This is a genomic window from Stenotrophomonas sp. NPDC047960, from assembly GCF_043204395.1.
GTDB lineage: Bacteria > Pseudomonadota > Gammaproteobacteria > Xanthomonadales > Xanthomonadaceae > Stenotrophomonas.
Map to the genome: position 1 here is coordinate 117,081 of NZ_JBIDBX010000003.1, position 14,226 is coordinate 131,306.

12 protein-coding genes and 1 pseudogene are annotated in these 14,226 nt (G+C 68.1%); 1 reads left to right on the forward strand and 12 read right to left on the reverse strand.

Annotation, left to right across the window (positions count from 1 at the left end; genetic code table 11):
* Window positions 1-49: 49 nt before the first annotated feature.
* The 12 genes and pseudogenes from ACGFZ3_RS08540 to mraZ all read right to left on the reverse strand — a co-directional run.
* Window positions 50-727 (reverse strand): annotated as a pseudogene (locus ACGFZ3_RS08540) (cell division protein FtsQ/DivIB); the annotation flags it as partial.
* A complete protein-coding gene (locus tag ACGFZ3_RS08545) occupies window positions 724-1,707 on the reverse strand; it encodes a D-alanine--D-alanine ligase (protein WP_392919179.1) in 984 nt (327 codons plus the stop codon). The gene ACGFZ3_RS08545 and the pseudogene ACGFZ3_RS08540, both read right to left, overlap by 4 nt.
* Window positions 1,704-3,140: a UDP-N-acetylmuramate--L-alanine ligase gene (gene murC / locus ACGFZ3_RS08550; RefSeq protein ID WP_392919181.1), complete on the reverse strand. Its 1,437-nt coding sequence runs from the start codon at window positions 3,138-3,140 to the stop codon at window positions 1,704-1,706. Before murC ends, ACGFZ3_RS08545 begins: the two co-directional genes overlap by 4 nt.
* A 22-nt stretch (window positions 3,141-3,162) precedes the next feature.
* Window positions 3,163-4,248 carry an undecaprenyldiphospho-muramoylpentapeptide beta-N-acetylglucosaminyltransferase gene (gene murG / locus ACGFZ3_RS08555; protein WP_392919183.1) on the reverse strand — a complete coding sequence of 362 codons (1,086 nt, stop codon included), beginning with the start codon at window positions 4,246-4,248 and terminating at the stop codon, window positions 3,163-3,165.
* Window positions 4,245-5,570 (reverse strand): putative lipid II flippase FtsW, encoded by a 1,326-nt coding sequence (gene ftsW / locus ACGFZ3_RS08560; protein ID WP_392919186.1) that lies wholly within the window; start codon window positions 5,568-5,570, stop codon window positions 4,245-4,247. Before ftsW ends, murG begins: the two co-directional genes overlap by 4 nt.
* Complete coding sequence (gene mraY, locus ACGFZ3_RS08565) at window positions 5,570-6,655, reverse strand: phospho-N-acetylmuramoyl-pentapeptide-transferase (protein WP_392919190.1); 1,086 nt, start codon at window positions 6,653-6,655, stop codon at window positions 5,570-5,572. Before mraY ends, ftsW begins: the two co-directional genes overlap by 1 nt.
* Window positions 6,645-8,039: a UDP-N-acetylmuramoyl-tripeptide--D-alanyl-D-alanine ligase gene (gene murF / locus ACGFZ3_RS08570; RefSeq protein WP_392919194.1), complete on the reverse strand. Its 1,395-nt coding sequence runs from the start codon at window positions 8,037-8,039 to the stop codon at window positions 6,645-6,647. Before murF ends, mraY begins: the two co-directional genes overlap by 11 nt.
* Window positions 8,036-9,514 carry a UDP-N-acetylmuramoyl-L-alanyl-D-glutamate--2,6-diaminopimelate ligase gene (locus ACGFZ3_RS08575; protein WP_392919197.1) on the reverse strand — a complete coding sequence of 493 codons (1,479 nt, stop codon included), beginning with the start codon at window positions 9,512-9,514 and terminating at the stop codon, window positions 8,036-8,038. Before ACGFZ3_RS08575 ends, murF begins: the two co-directional genes overlap by 4 nt.
* Complete coding sequence (locus tag ACGFZ3_RS08580) at window positions 9,511-11,358, reverse strand: peptidoglycan D,D-transpeptidase FtsI family protein (RefSeq protein ID WP_392919201.1); 1,848 nt, start codon at window positions 11,356-11,358, stop codon at window positions 9,511-9,513. Before ACGFZ3_RS08580 ends, ACGFZ3_RS08575 begins: the two co-directional genes overlap by 4 nt.
* The gene (gene ftsL, locus ACGFZ3_RS08585) at window positions 11,355-11,618 is read right to left on the reverse strand and encodes a cell division protein FtsL (RefSeq protein ID WP_068849221.1); all 264 of its coding nucleotides are present in this window, start codon (window positions 11,616-11,618) and stop codon (window positions 11,355-11,357) included. The genes ACGFZ3_RS08580 and ftsL overlap by 4 nt, the downstream gene beginning before the upstream one ends.
* The gene (gene rsmH / locus ACGFZ3_RS08590; protein ID WP_093536204.1) at window positions 11,618-12,583 is read right to left on the reverse strand and encodes a 16S rRNA (cytosine(1402)-N(4))-methyltransferase RsmH; all 966 of its coding nucleotides are present in this window, start codon (window positions 12,581-12,583) and stop codon (window positions 11,618-11,620) included. Before rsmH ends, ftsL begins: the two co-directional genes overlap by 1 nt.
* Window positions 12,584-12,597: 14 nt before the next feature.
* The gene (gene mraZ / locus ACGFZ3_RS08595; RefSeq protein ID WP_070207774.1) at window positions 12,598-13,044 is read right to left on the reverse strand and encodes a division/cell wall cluster transcriptional repressor MraZ; all 447 of its coding nucleotides are present in this window, start codon (window positions 13,042-13,044) and stop codon (window positions 12,598-12,600) included.
* A 324-nt stretch (window positions 13,045-13,368) separates the two neighbouring features.
* On the opposite strand from mraZ, the gene ACGFZ3_RS08600 reads away from it, so the two are divergent.
* Window positions 13,369-14,160: an NRDE family protein gene (locus tag ACGFZ3_RS08600; protein WP_392919208.1), complete on the forward strand. Its 792-nt coding sequence runs from the start codon at window positions 13,369-13,371 to the stop codon at window positions 14,158-14,160.
* Window positions 14,161-14,226 lie beyond the last annotated feature (66 nt).

The window sequence follows — 14,226 nt, forward strand, 5'->3', positions numbered from 1 at the left end:
TGCTGTGCGCCACAGTGGCCGGCGCGGCCGCGGCCGGGGTACCCCAGCTCAGCGTGAAACCATTGGTATAGCGGAGGTCAGCGCGTTCGATCGGCGCCTGTTGGTTGGCCAGCTGCGGCAGCACGCGCACGAAGCGCTGCAGGCGCGAGCGCGCGTCGTCGCGGCCGACCACCACTTCGGTGCCATTGCTCAGCTGCAGCGACCAGCTGCCGCGCGCATCCATGCTGACCCGGGTGACATCGACTCCAGCCGGGGCGAACAGCGCGCGCGCATCGTTGTAGAGCGCCACGACTTCTTCGGTCTGGGTATCGGGACCGTCCAGGTTCGGCAATGCCAGGTCCTGCAGCTTCTGCGGGGTGGCGAACAGCTTGCCCTGCTCTGACAGCAGCCTGTCCTTGCCCCAGCGCGCGAACGGCTTGTGCTCGACCAGGGTGATTTCCAGCACGTCGGGCCATTGCTTGCGCACCTGCGCGCTTTCCACCCAGGGCAGCTTTTCGATGGCGTCCTGCGCGTCCTGCAGCTTTACCGCGAAGAAGCCGGACTTCGCATACGGCAGCACCACCTGCTGCAGCTGCTCGGCCGGGACCCGCTTGAATTCACCGTGCACGCGCAGCTTGGCCAACGGCCAGCGTTCGGCACCAACCCAGCCGTTGAGCACCGCCACCACGGGCAGCGCTACCAACGACAGGGCCAGCAACCAGACGAAGATGCGCAGCACCGCGTTCATGCGTAGGAGGCCTCCGTGGTGCCGAAGCCTTCCGGCAACGTCTGCTCCAGCACACGCCAGACCAGCTCTTCAAAGCCGATACCGGCCTGGCCGGCCGCCTTGGGCACCAGCGAATGGCTGGTCATGCCCGGCGCGGTGTTTACTTCGAGCAGGTAGAACGCGCCGCTGTTGCGGTCACGCATCACGTCGACGCGGCCCCAGCCCCGGCAGCCGGCGGCGCGGAAGGCTTCCAGCGCGATCCGGCGGATCTCCGCCTCGTCGTCGCCTTCCAGCCCCGGGCAGAGGTACTGGGTGTCTTCGGCGATGTACTTGGCGTTGTAGTCGTACCACTGGCCCTTGGGCACGATGCGGATCGACGGCAGCGCCTGATCGCCGAGGATGCCCACGGTCAGCTCATCGCCAACCACCATCTGCTCCATCAGCAGCTGGCCGTCGTAGCGTGCCGCCAACGCGACGGCCTCATCCAGGCCGGCCTCGTCGGTGACCCGGCTGATGCCGACGCTGGACCCTTCATTGGCCGGCTTGACCACCACCGGAAGGCCGAGCTCGGCCGCGAGCGCGTGGACGTTGCTGCTGTCCACCTTCCGGTACTGCGGGGTGGGCAGGCCCAGCGACAGCCACACCTGTTTGGTGCGGATCTTGTCCATGCCCAACGCCGAGCCGAGCACGTCCGAACCGGTATACGGCACGCCGAAGGCTTCCATCAGCCCCTGCACGATGCCGTCCTCACCGCCGCCGTTGTGGCCGTGCAGGATGTTGAAGACGCGATCGAAGCGCTTTTCCACCAGCGCCAGCGCCAGCGCCGGAATGCCGTCCACCGCGGTGGCGTTGACCCCACGCGCGCGCAGGGCCTCGATCACGTTGCGGCCGGAATCCAGCGAGACTTCGCGTTCGCTGGAGGTGCCGCCCAGCAGCACGGCAACGCGGCCGAACACGGCCGGGTCGGTGGTGCGCAGCGGCGGGAAGGTCAGCATGCTCATGCGGCGGGTGCCTCGTTGAAGCCATCGGTGGCGACCAGATGGGCGACATGGCCGATGTCACCGGCGCCCATCATCAACAGCAGGTCGCCGTCCTGCAGGACATCGGGCAGTACGTGCTGCAGTTCCGCCGCCTGGCCGACCACGACCGGTTCACTGCGGCCGCGTGCGCGGATGGCGCGGGCCAGCGAGCGCGAATCGGCACCGGGAATCGGCGCTTCACCGGCCGGGTAGACCTCGCTCAGCACCAGCGCATCCACTTCGGACAGCACCGCGGCGAAGGCGTCGAACTGGTCCCGGGTACGGCTGTACCGGTGCGGCTGGAAGGCCACCACCAGGCGCTGCGACGGCCAGCCGCCGCGCGCGGCGGCGAACACCGCCGCCAGCTCACGGGGGTGATGGCCGTAGTCGTCGATCACGCGCACCTTGGCACCGGTGCGGGTGGTAACGATGCCCAGGTCATTGAAGCGGCGGCCGATGCCGGCAAAGCTTTCCAGCGCGCGCGCGATCGCATCCGGGGCCACGCCCAGCTGCCAGCCCACCGCAGCAGCGGCCAGCGCGTTGAGCACGTTGTGCGCGCCCGGCAGCGCCAGGGTGACCGGGTAGCTGCTGCCTTCGGGCAGGCGCAGGGTGAAGCGCATGCGCGGACCGTCCTGGAACACGTCCTCGGCGCGCACGTCCGCATTGGGGCTCATGCCGTAGCTCATGACATGGCGCGGGGTCTGCGCGGCCAGCGCGGCCACTTCCGGGTCGTCGATGCACAGCACCGCCAGCCCGTAGAACGGCAGGCGCTGCAGGAACTCGGCAAAGGCGGCCTGCACGCGGGAGAAATCGTTGCCGTAGTTCTCCAGATGATCCGCATCGATATTGGTGATCACCGACACCAGCGGGTTCAGGCGCAGGAAACTGCCATCGCTCTCATCGGCTTCGGCCACCAGCCACTGGCCACTGCCGAGCTTGGCATTGGCACCGGCCGCAAGCAGCTGGCCACCGATCACGAACGTCGGGTCCAGCCCGCCTTCGCTTAGCACCGCTGCGGTCAGGCTGGTGGTCGTGGTCTTGCCATGGGTGCCGGCCACGGCGATGCCGCGACGGAAGCGCATCAGCTCGGCCAGCATGGCCGCGCGCGGCATGATCGGAATCCGCTGGCTGCGCGCTTCCATCAGCTCCGGGTTGTCGTCGCGGATCGCGCTGGACACCACCACGCAGTCGGTGCCCAGCACGTTGGCGGCCGAGTGGCCGCGCATCACGCGCGCACCCAGCCCGGCGAGGCGGCGGGTGGCGGCGTTGTCGGCGTTGTCCGAACCGGACACTTCATAGCCCAGCGTCAGCATCACTTCGGCGATACCGCTCATGCCGGTGCCACCGATGCCGACGAAATGCACGCGCGGGAAGGCGCGCACCAGGTCATTGGTGTCGTGCAGGCGGCGGATCATGCGCGGCCTCGCGTAACGGTGTTCATTTGGATTCCTCGAGAATGATGTCGGCGATGCGCTCGGCGGCATCGACCTTGGCCAGGGCACGCGCGGCGGTTGCCATCTGCATGCGGCGGGCGGAATTTTCGGACAGATCGCGCAGCACGTCCTGCAAGCGCATGGCCAGCGTTTCGTCCTGCTTCAGCAATACGGCTGCGCCGCGCTCGACCAGATACTCCGCGTTGCGGGTCTGGTGATCATCAACGGCGGCCGCGAACGGTACCAGCACGCTGCCCACGCCGACCGCACACAGCTCGGCCAGGGTGGAGGCGCCGGAGCGGCACACTACCAGGTCGGCCCAGCCGAACGCCTCGGCCATGTCGGCGATGAACGGTTCGACCCGGGCGCTGACGCCTGCATCCTGGTATGCCTGCAGCGCTTCGGCGTGCAGCTTTTCACCGCTCTGGTGGCGCACGTCGACCGCAACGCCGGCCGCCAGTGCGGCCAGCGCCTGCGGCACGGCGGTGTTGAGTGCGCGTGCGCCCTGGCTGCCACCGAGTACCAGCAGCCGCAGCGCGCCCTGGCGGCCGGCCAGGCGCTGTTCCGGTCCGGCAATGGCGGCAATCTCGGCACGCACCGGGTTGCCGACGGCCTCTTCGCGCTGGGCAAAGCTGCCCGGGAAACCGGTCAGCACGCGCCGCGCGAAGCGCGACAGCACGCGGTTGGTCAGGCCCGGCGCGCGGTTCTGTTCGTGCACCAGCAGCGGCAGGCCGTGCAGGCGTGCGGCCAGGCCACCGGGACCGGAAGCAAAACCACCAAAGGCGATCACCGCACGCGGCTGGCGGTCGCGGATCAGGAAGCCGGCCGAGCGCACGGCGCGCAGCAGGCGGCCGGGGGCCGTCAGCAGCGCCAGCGTGCCCTTGCCGCGCAGGCCACTGATGGCCAACGTGTCGATGTGGATGTCGTGCTGCGGCACCAGGCGGGTTTCCATCCCACCGACGCTGCCCAGCCACGTCACCGGGATGCCGCGTTCGCGCAACACCTTGGCCACGGCCAGGCCGGGGAAGATGTGGCCACCGGTACCGCCGGCCATGATCATCACCGGGCGCTGCGGAATCGGGGCGTTCATCCCATCCTCCCCAGGGTCGGTTCGATCCGCTGCTGCATGCGGCTGGTCCCACGCGGGGCACTGTCGCGGTGCGCGGACGCCCGCGCGGTGCTGTCCTGCATGGCGGCGGCCACGGCGCTGGCACTGGTGGGCGCGCCGACCGGTGCCGCATCGTCAAGCTCGGCCGCGCCCATGCGCACCGCCTGGCGGCGCTCGGCACGGTCCAGTTCGTAGGACACGCGCAGCAGCAGGCCCATCGCCACGCAGGTCATCAGGATGCTGGAACCGCCGGACGAGATCAGCGGCAGGGTCAGGCCCTTGGTCGGCAGGATGCCCAGGTTGACGCCGATCGAGACGAAGCTCTGCATGCTCACCCACAGGCCGATGCCAAAGGCGATGTAACCGGAGAAGTGGCGCTTCATTTCCACGCAGCGCATGCCGATCCAGAACGCGCGGCCGGCCAGCAGCGCATACAGCGCCACGATCAGGCAGGTGCCGATGAAGCCCAGTTCCTCTGCGGTGACCGAGAAGATGAAGTCGGTATGCGCTTCGGGCAGGTAGTACAGCTTCTGCACCGAGTTGCCCAGGCCCACCCCGGTCCACTCGCCGCGGCCCACGGCCATCAGTGCGTTGGACAGCTGGTAGCCGTCGCCCTGCTGGTCTGCCCACGGGTCCCAGAACGAAGTGATGCGGCGCATGCGGTACGGTTCGATGATCGCCAGCGCGCTCATCGCCACCAGACCGAACACGATCGGCATCGACATGCGCGGCAGGTTCACGCCGCCCAGCACCAGCATGCCGGCGGTGATCGCCAGCAGCAGGGTCGACGAGCCGAAGTCCGGCTGCAGCAGCAGCAGCACCACCAGCGCGCCGGCCACCCCCAGCGGCTTGAGCATCGCCGGCCAGGTCGCATTGACCTCGTCGCGGAAACGCACCAGGTAGCTGGACAGCCACACGATGTAGAGCACCTTCACCGCTTCGACGGTCTGGAACTTGGAGAAGCCCAGGTTGATCCAGCGCCGGGCGCCGTTGACGCTGCTGCCCAGGCCGGGGATGAACACTACCACCAGCAGGGCGAAGCAGCCCAGCAGCAGCATCTGGTTGTACTGCTCGATGCTCTTGAGCTCGGTGCGCATGGCCAGGCCGGCCAGCACGATGCCCACTGCCAGGAAGATCAGGTGGCGGTTGAGGTAATAGAACGGGCTGCTCATCAGCGCGATCGAGCTCGACGCAACCATCACCACGCCCAGCCCGGTGAGCGTGATGATCGCGCCCAGCAGCCACTTGTCGAAGTGGCCTCCGATGGCTTCAAGGCGGGTTGCCTGGCGCGAGAGATCGTTCATCAGCGGACCTTCAACGTGGCCAGGCCGATCAGCACCAGCACCACCGAGATGATCCAGAAGCGCACGATCACGCGCGGCTCGGGCCAGCCCTTAAGCTCGAAGTGGTGGTGGATCGGCGCCATGCGGAACACGCGCTTGCCGGTCAGCTTGAACGAGGCGACCTGGATCATCACCGACAGCGTTTCGATCACGAACACGCCGCCCATGATCACCAGCACCAGCTCCTGGCGGGTGATCACCGCGATCGTGCCCAGCACCGCGCCCAGCGCCAGCGCGCCGATATCACCCATGAACACCATGGCCGGGTAGGTGTTGAACCACAGGAAGCCCAGCCCTGCGCCGGCGATCGCCGCGCAGATGATCACCAGTTCGCCTGCGCCGGGGATCTGCGGGATCTGCAGGTAGTTGGAGAACACCACGTTGCCCGAGGCATAGGCGAACACGCCCAGCGCGCAGGCCACCAGCACGGTTGGCATGATCGCCAGCCCGTCCAGGCCGTCGGTCAGGTTGACCGCGTTGGAGAAGCCGACGATCCAGAAGTAGGCAATGGCCACGAAGCTGATCCCGGCCAGCGGCAGCGCCACCGACTTGAACATCGGGATGTAGAACGTGAGCGCGGCGGGCACGTCGGCGGTGTAGAACAGGAACAGGCCGGCCGCCAGGCCGAAGATCGACTGCAGCAGGTACTTCCAGCGCGACTTCAGGCCATTCGGGTCGCGGCGCACGATCTTGATCCAGTCGTCGTACCAGCCGATCGCACCGAAGCACAGCATCACCGCCAGCACCACCCACACGTAGCGGTTGCGCAGATCGGCCCACAGCAGCACCGACAGCGTGATGGTGAGCAGGATCAGCGAGCCGCCCATGGTCGGCGTGCCGGCCTTGGAGAAGTGGGTCTGCGGTCCGTCGCTGCGGATCGGCTGGCCACCCTTGAACTGGGCCAGCTTGCGGATCATCGCCGGGCCCAGCCACAGCGACAGGAACAGCGCGGTAAGCGCGGCCAGGATGCCTCGCAGAGTCAGGTAGCCGAACAGCCCGAACAGGCTCTCCAACTGCTGCAACCATCGGGCCAGTTCAAGCAACATGGGGGGTTTCCTCTCCTCGCGCCAGCAGCGCTTTTACAATCTTGTCCATGGCGCTGCCACGCGAACCCTTGACCAGGCAGCGCACGCCAGCATGCAGTTCGGCGGCCAGCGCGGCCGCCAGGGCGTCGTGGCTCTGGAAGTGGCGACCCCCGTCGCCGAACGCCTGCGATGCCGCCGCGCTCAACGTGCCCAGCGTGTACAGCCGCTTCAGGCCGGCGTCGCGGGCGCGGCGACCGGCCTGCGCATGCAGCGCCTCGCCATCCGGGCCGAGTTCGCGCATGTCGCCCAGCACCAGCCAGGCCTCGTCCTTCGACGCAGCCAGCGCGTCGATGGCAGCGGCCAGCGAGCCGGGGTTGGCGTTGTAGCTGTCATCGATCAGCACGGCGCCATTGGGCAGCCGGTGCGCGATCTGGCGGCCGGGCACCGGTTCGGCGCGTGCCAGGCCTGCGGCGATCGAGGCCAGGCCGATGCCGGCCGCCAGCGCCAGCGATGCGGCGGCCAAGGCATTGCTGACGTTGTGCCGGCCCGGCAGTGCCAATGCGATCTCCATGCTGCCGAGCGCGCTGACCAGCTGGAACCGGCTGCCGTCGGCGGTCGCGCGGATGTCCTTGGCGGTCACGTCGGCGCTGTGGTCCAGGCCATAACGCAACACGCGGCTGCGCGGCGGGCGGCCGACGATGTGCTGTTCGAACCAGATGCCGAAAGCGTCATCGGCATTGATCACCGCCACGCCGTCGGCCGGCAGTGCGGCGTAGATGGCGCCCTTGGTGCTGGCCACGCCCTGCAGGCTGCCCATCCGCTCCAGGTGGGCCGGGGCGATGTTGTTGACCAGCGCGTACTGCGGGCGTGCGATGTCGGTGAGGTAGGCGATGTCACCCGGCTTGCCGGCGCCCATCTCGTAGATGGCGTAGTCGGCATCTTCCGGCGCATCGATCACCGCCAGCGGCAGGCCGATCTCGTTGTTGCGGTTGCCCGGGTTGGCATACACCACCGTGCGCTGCTCGCGCGCCACCTGTTCCAGGATCGCCAGCAGCAGGCTCTTGACGCTGGTCTTGCCGTTGCTGCCGGTGATGGCGAATACGCGTGCGGCGCGGTCGCGCTGCATGCCCGCGGCAATGCGGCCCAGTGCGTGTTCGCTGTCGCCGACCACGATCTGCGGTACGGCCACGTCCAGCAGGCGTTCGACCAGCATCGCGCTGGCGCCACGCGCCACCGCATCAGCGGCGAAGTCATGGCCGTCGAAGCGCTCGCCACGCAGTGCCACGTACAGGCTGCCGGGCGCCAGGGTGCGGGTATCGTTGCTGATGGCGTCGATGGCGGTGTCATCGCCATGGATGTCACCACCGGCCCAGTGGGCGATCAGCGAGAGCGGCGTGCGCTTCACAGGATGGCCTCCTTGGCGTTGAGCGCGGCGGCGGCCACCAGGGTGTCGTCGAAGTCGTGCTTGACCCCACGCACTTCCTGGTAAGGCTCGTGGCCCTTGCCGGCCAGCAGCACGATGTCGCCCGGGCCGGCCAGCTTCACCGCCAGGCCGATCGCGCGCGCGCGGTCGCGCTGCACGGTGACCGCGTCCGGCGCGGTGAATCCGGCCAGGATGTCGGCCACGATCGCGTCACCCTCTTCGCCGCGCGGGTTGTCGTCGGTGACGATCACCTGCTGGGCCAGGCGCTCGGCGATGGCCGCCATCTGCGGGCGCTTGCCCGCGTCGCGCTCTCCGCCGCAGCCGAACACGCAGAACAGCCTGCCCTGCAGGTGACCCTGCAGGCTCTGCAGCGCCTGTTCCAGTGCGTCGGGGGTATGCGCGTAATCGACCACCACGGTCGGCAGGCCGCGCTCGCCGCCGAGGCGGTTCATGCGTCCGGCGATCGGCTGCAGCTGCGACACCAGCGCGGCAATCGCCTCCGGGGCGTGGCCCAGCGCGTGCAGCACGCCGGCCACGGCCATCAGGTTGTCCACGTTGAAGCGGCCCAGCAGTGGCGACTGCACCGGGTGGCGTGCACCGTCGACCACCAGGTCGAAGGCGATGCCACGGCCATCGAGCTTGAGCGAGTCGGCGCGCAGCGTGGCCTGCTGCGCACCGCGCGAGCTGACCCCGATCCGGGCGATGCTGGCATCGACCGTGCGCAGCAGTTCGCTGCCGAAGCTGTCATCCAGGTTGACCACGGCCGCCTTCAGGCCGGCGCGATGGAACAGCTTGGCCTTGGCCGCGCCGTACTGGTCCATGTCGCCGTGGTAATCGAGATGGTCGCGGGTGAGGTTGGTGAATACCGCCACGTCGTAGTGCACGGCATCCACGCGGCCCTGGTCCAGCGCATGCGAGCTCACTTCCATGGCGACGGCCTTGGCGCCCTGGTCACGCAGCTGCGCCAGCACTTCATGCATCTGCAGCACCAGCGGCGTGGTGAAGCCGGTCGGCACCACATTGCCATACAGGCCCACGCCGAGCGTACCGATGCTGCCACTGGGAGTGCCGAGCAGGTGCCAGGCCTGGGCCAGCAGCTGCACGGTGGAGGTCTTGCCGTTGGTGCCGGTCACTCCGACCATGGTCATCGCGCGCGAGGGATGACCGTGGAACTGGTCGGCCATGCCGCCCATGCGCGCACGCAGGCCCGGCACGGCAATGGCGTCGGCCGGTGCCGGCAGTTCCGCCGGTGCCGGCGGTTCGAACAGGATGGCGGCGGCGCCGGCGGCCCTGGCCTGGTCGACGAAGCCCAGCCCGTGTGCGCCGAAACCGGCGATCGCCACGAAGGCATTGCCGGGACGCACGTCACGGCTGTCCAGCACCAGGCCGGTGATGGACGGGTCGTGGCTCAACGCCACATCGGGAAGCAACTGCGAAAGCAACATCATCTGGCTCATTGCGTGCCTCCCTGCGCGGGCGGCAACGTGGCGTGCGCGCTGGGCAGCGCGGCATCGAATTCGGCGGCGGCGTCGGGCGCGGCCACCGTTTCCGCCGGCGGCGGGGTCGGCAGCGACGAAGCGGCGTGGCCCATCTTCCCGGACTGCTGGGCAGCCAGCCAGGAATCGATGTCGTCCGGCGGCACGTCCATCAGGCGCAGCGCGCCTTCCATGACGTTGTGGAACACCGGCGCGGACACCAGCCCGCCGTAGTACTTGCCGGCCTGCGGGTCGTTGATCACGATCACCGTGGCAAAGCGCGGGTTGCTGGCCGGCACCACGCCGGCGAACAGCGCGTTGTAATGGCCCCGCTCGTAGCCGCCGGGGCCGGCCTTGCGCGCGGTGCCGGTCTTGCCGGCCACGTGGTAGCCCAGCACCGCCGCCTGCTTGGCGCCGCCCTGGGTGACCACGGTTTCCATCATCGCCACGACTTCCTTGGCGATCTTCTCGTCGATGATCTGCTTGCCTTCGTTGCGCTGGCCCTTGACGAAGGTCGGCGCGATGAGCTTGCCGCCGTTGCCGAGCGCCGAGTAAGCCGTGGCGATCTGCAGCGGGGTGACATTCATGCCATAGCCGTAGGACATGGTGGTCTTGGATGAACCGCTCCAGCGCGCGGGGCGCGGCAACACGCCGGCCGATTCGCCGGGAAAGCCGCTGTGCGGCGCGCTGCCATAGCCAAAGCTGTGCACGTGGTCGTAGAACACCTGGTCCGGCATCTTGGCGGCGATCTTGGCCGCACCGATGTTCGAGCTGCGGGTGATCACGCCGGTGACGTTGAGCACGCCGTTGTTCCGCGGCACATCCTTGATGGTGTAGCGGCCGATTGCCATGTAGCCCGGGTTGGTGTCGACCGTGGTGTCCTTGGTGACCACGCCGGACTGCAGCGCCGAGGCGATGGTCAGCGGTTTCATGGTCGAACCCGGCTCGACCAGGTCGGTCACGGCGCGGTTGCGGCGGGTGTCCGGTGCAGCCCCGCCTACCGCATTGGGGTTGTAGGTCGGCAGGTTGACCATGGCCAGCACTTCGCCGGTAGCCACATCCATGATCACCATCGAACCGCCGGCGGCCTTGTTCTCGATCAGCGCGTTGCGCAGTTCCTTGAACGCCAGGAACTGGATGCGGCGATCGATGCTCAGGGTCAGGTCCTTGCCGGGCTCGGCAGCGCGCAGCAGGTCGCTCTCGACAGTTTCGCCCTTGCGGTTGCGGATCACCCGCTTGGCACCGGCCTTGCCACGCAGCCACTCGTCGAAGGCCAGTTCCAGCCCTTCCTGGCCGCGGTCGTCGATATTGGTGAAGCCCAGCACGTGCGCCATCGCCTCACCCTGCGGATAGAACCGGCGGAACTCGCGCTGCGAGGCCACTCCGGGAATCTTCAGGGCAACCACTTTTTCGGCGTCGTCAGGATTGATCCGGCGGCGCAGATACATGAATTCCTTGTCCGCCTTCTGGCTCAGCTTGGAGGTCAGCTCGTCCAGCGGCATGCCCAGCGCGGTGGCCAGTTCCGGAATGCGGTCCGGCGAGCGCATCAGCTCCTGCGGGTTGACCCAGATCGAGGCGACCGGGGTGGACACCGCCACCGGTTCCCCGTTGCGGTCGGTGATCATGCCGCGCGAGGTATTGATCGGCAGCTCACGCAGGTAACGGGCTTCACCCTGGCGCTGGTAGAAATCGCTGTTGATGATCTGCACGTAGGCGGCGCGGCCCACCAGCGACACCGAGCACAGGCCCAGTGCCAGGCCGACCCATTTCAGGCGCTGGCGCAGGTTGAAGGCGTTGCGGGTGCGGTTGCGGCCGGTCTTGTTCATGGCCGTACCACCACGACATCGGCCGCTTCGGGAAACTTCATGCCGAGCCGCTCGCGCGCCACGCGGTCGACCCGGGTGGCTTCGGCCAGGGTCGCCTGCTCCAGCTGCAGGCGGCCGAACTCGATATTCAGTTCGTCGCGGGCGCGCTCGACCCGCGACAGCTCGACGAAGGTCTGCCGGTGGCGGTGGCGCATGAACACCACACCGATCGCCGAGGCGATGGTGCAGGCCAGCAGCACGACCAGCAGCAGGCGGCTCATCAGGCCACCCCGCGCTTTTCGGCCACACGCAGCACGGCGCTGCGCGAGCGCGGATTGACCGCCAGCTCGTCGTCCTCGGCCTTGATGGCGCCGCCGATCAGATCCAGTGTCGGCACGAACGCGGCCAGCTCGGGCAGCCGGCGATTGGTCGGCGGCGCCTTGGCGTGGCGGTTCATGAACTGCTTGACGATGCGGTCTTCCAGCGAATGGAAGCTGATCACCGCCAGCCGGCCACCGGGCTTGAGCCGCGCCATCGCCGCGTCCAGGCCGGCTTCAAGGTCGGCCAGTTCGCGGTTGATGTGGATGCGGATGGCCTGGAAGCTGCGCGTGGCCGGGTGGATCTTGTCCTTGCCACGCGGCATCACCGAAGCGATCAGTTCGGCCAGTTCGGCGGTGCGGGTGAACGGCTGCTTGTCGCGGCGCGCGATGATCGCGCGGGCGATGCGGCGCCCCTGGCGCTCTTCGCCATAGGTCCACAGCACGTCCATCAGTTCGCGTTCTTCGACGCGGTTGAGCCACTGCGCCGCGCTTTCGCCGCTGTCCGGGTCCATGCGCATGTCCAGCGGGCCGTCCTTGCCGAAGCTGAAACCGCGCTCGGCCACGTCCAGCTGCGGCGAGGACACGCCGAGGTCGAACAGCACCCCATCCAGGCCGTCAGCGGTGGCGTTCCAGTGCAGCAGGTCGGCGAAGCTGCCACGGAAGATCGAGACACGCGGGTCCGGTGCGAAATCACGCTCGGCTACCGCGATTGCTTCCGGATCCTTGTCCATGACCAGCAGCCGGCCTCCAGGACCGAGTTGCTCGAGCACGCCGCGGGCGTGACCGCCGCGACCAAACGTGCCATCGAGATACGTTCCGTTTTCGATCACCCTCAGGCCGTCCAGGACCTGCGTGTACAGCACCGGCAGATGGCCCGCCGGCGACTGCGACACCGGAAGGTGACCGGCCTGCGCGCCTCCGCGCACCCGGGCACCCCGGGTCACAACTTCAGGTCGAGCAACCCATCGCCCAGATCCGTGTCAGACAACGTCTGCTGGATCAATGCGCGATGAGCCTGCTCGCTCCACAATTCAAATTTGTCGCCCATGCCGAGCAACACCGCCTTCTTTTCAATGCCAACAGCGCCGCGGTGGCTTGCCGGAATACTGATGCGGCCGTTGCCATCCAGCTCCAGATGCGCGGCCGAACCGACCAGCTTCTGTTGCAGCAGGCGCACGACGCGCTGTGTGTTGGGTTTGGCCATGACGTCGTCACGGACCCGCTCCCACTCCTGCTCGGCATACAACCAGAGGCAGCCGGACTCAAACGGGTTGTAGGTCAGCACAAGGCGGTTGTTGCTCACACGCGCGACGAGGTCGCGATGCGCGGTGGGAACCGCCATGCGTCCTTTATCGTCAACCGTGATGGCCGTCTCGCCTTGAAACACGACGCGTGCACCTTTCCTTCGCCCGGTGAAACATTGAACCACGAAAAACCACAAAAAACCCGGTTTCTCCTCTGTTGCCCACCTTAGCAGTGCCGATTGGGTTGTCAACAGTTTTGCGAAGGGGAAATCGCCTTGGACATCAAGGGCTTGCAGCAATGTTTAGAGACTTGTTCAAGGCTTATCCACAAGTTGCTGTTTCGTCTCATCTTTTGAGATTTGCTCGAAGTTCAGGCCTGTGCAGGCCGCGTGAAACAGCGCTGCGCATTCATCGGCCTTCACGTCGCCGTTGACGCGCTCCTGCGCAAACCCGGCACAATGTGCGGCATGTGTCTGCTCGCCCTGGCCTGGAAGGTCCACCCCCGCTGGCAGCTGCTGATGGCTGGCAACCGCGATGAACTCCACGCGCGCCCGACCGCCGGGCTGGCCGCCTGGCCCGCCCCGGACCTCGGCGTGCTCGCCGGGCGCGACCTCCGCTCCGGCGGCACCTGGGCCGGCGTGGGCCGGGAGGGGCGGATGGCAGTGGTGACCAACGTGCGCGACCCACTGGCCCGGCAGACTGGCCCGTCACGCGGCGCCTTGGTGGCCGACTACCTGCGCGGCAGCGGTTCTGCGGCTGCATGTGCCGACACCCTGGCCGGCAACGCCCCGGCCTTTGCTCCGTTCAACCTGCTGCTGGCCGACCGCGAAAGCTGCCAGTTCCTTGGCAACCACCCGCTGCTGCGCCTGTCGCTGGCCCCGGGGATCCACGGCATGTCCAACGGTCCCTTGGACGCGCCGTGGCCGAAAACCCTGGCCTTGAAGGCGGCCATGCGCGCCTGGGTGGACGCCGGCCGAGACGATCCTGCGCCATTGTGGGCGGCACTGGCCGACGAGCATCAGGCCGACGACGCCCGCCTGCCCGACACCGGGATTGGCCTGGAACGCGAGCGCTGGCTGTCGTCGGCCTTCATCCGCAGCCCGGAGTACGGCACCCGCGCGAGCACCGTGATCGCCTTGGACGCGCAGGGCCAGGGCTTCATCCGCGAGCGTCGGTTCGACCCGTCGGGTGCGTGCGTCGGCGAAACGTCGTTGACGGTCGGCCCACCTGGGCCACTGCCCAGCCCCGCCGCAGGGTGAATGACGCCGCGCGCCGCGCGGATCGATCCGGCTCGCCCGTTCCTCTCGTCTGGTACCGGCGCAGTA

What these genes read in the sequence shown, in the direction of transcription:
- ACGFZ3_RS08545 (WP_392919179.1), bottom strand. Translation starts at nt 1,707, where the DNA reads ATGAGCATGCTGACCTTCCCGCCGCTGCGCACCACCGACCCGGCCGTG.
- murC (WP_392919181.1), bottom strand. Translation starts at nt 3,140, where the DNA reads ATGATCCGCCGCCTGCACGACACCAATGACCTGGTGCGCGCCTTCCCG.
- murG (WP_392919183.1), bottom strand. Translation starts at nt 4,248, where the DNA reads ATGAACGCCCCGATTCCGCAGCGCCCGGTGATGATCATGGCCGGCGGT.
- ftsW (WP_392919186.1), bottom strand. Translation starts at nt 5,570, where the DNA reads ATGAACGATCTCTCGCGCCAGGCAACCCGCCTTGAAGCCATCGGAGGC.
- mraY (WP_392919190.1), bottom strand. Translation starts at nt 6,655, where the DNA reads ATGTTGCTTGAACTGGCCCGATGGTTGCAGCAGTTGGAGAGCCTGTTC.
- ACGFZ3_RS08575 (WP_392919197.1), bottom strand. Translation starts at nt 9,514, where the DNA reads ATGAGCCAGATGATGTTGCTTTCGCAGTTGCTTCCCGATGTGGCGTTG.
- ACGFZ3_RS08580 (WP_392919201.1), bottom strand. Translation starts at nt 11,358, where the DNA reads ATGAACAAGACCGGCCGCAACCGCACCCGCAACGCCTTCAACCTGCGC.
- ftsL (WP_068849221.1), bottom strand. Translation starts at nt 11,618, where the DNA reads ATGAGCCGCCTGCTGCTGGTCGTGCTGCTGGCCTGCACCATCGCCTCG.
- ACGFZ3_RS08600 (WP_392919208.1), top strand. Translation starts at nt 13,369, where the DNA reads ATGTGTCTGCTCGCCCTGGCCTGGAAGGTCCACCCCCGCTGGCAGCTG.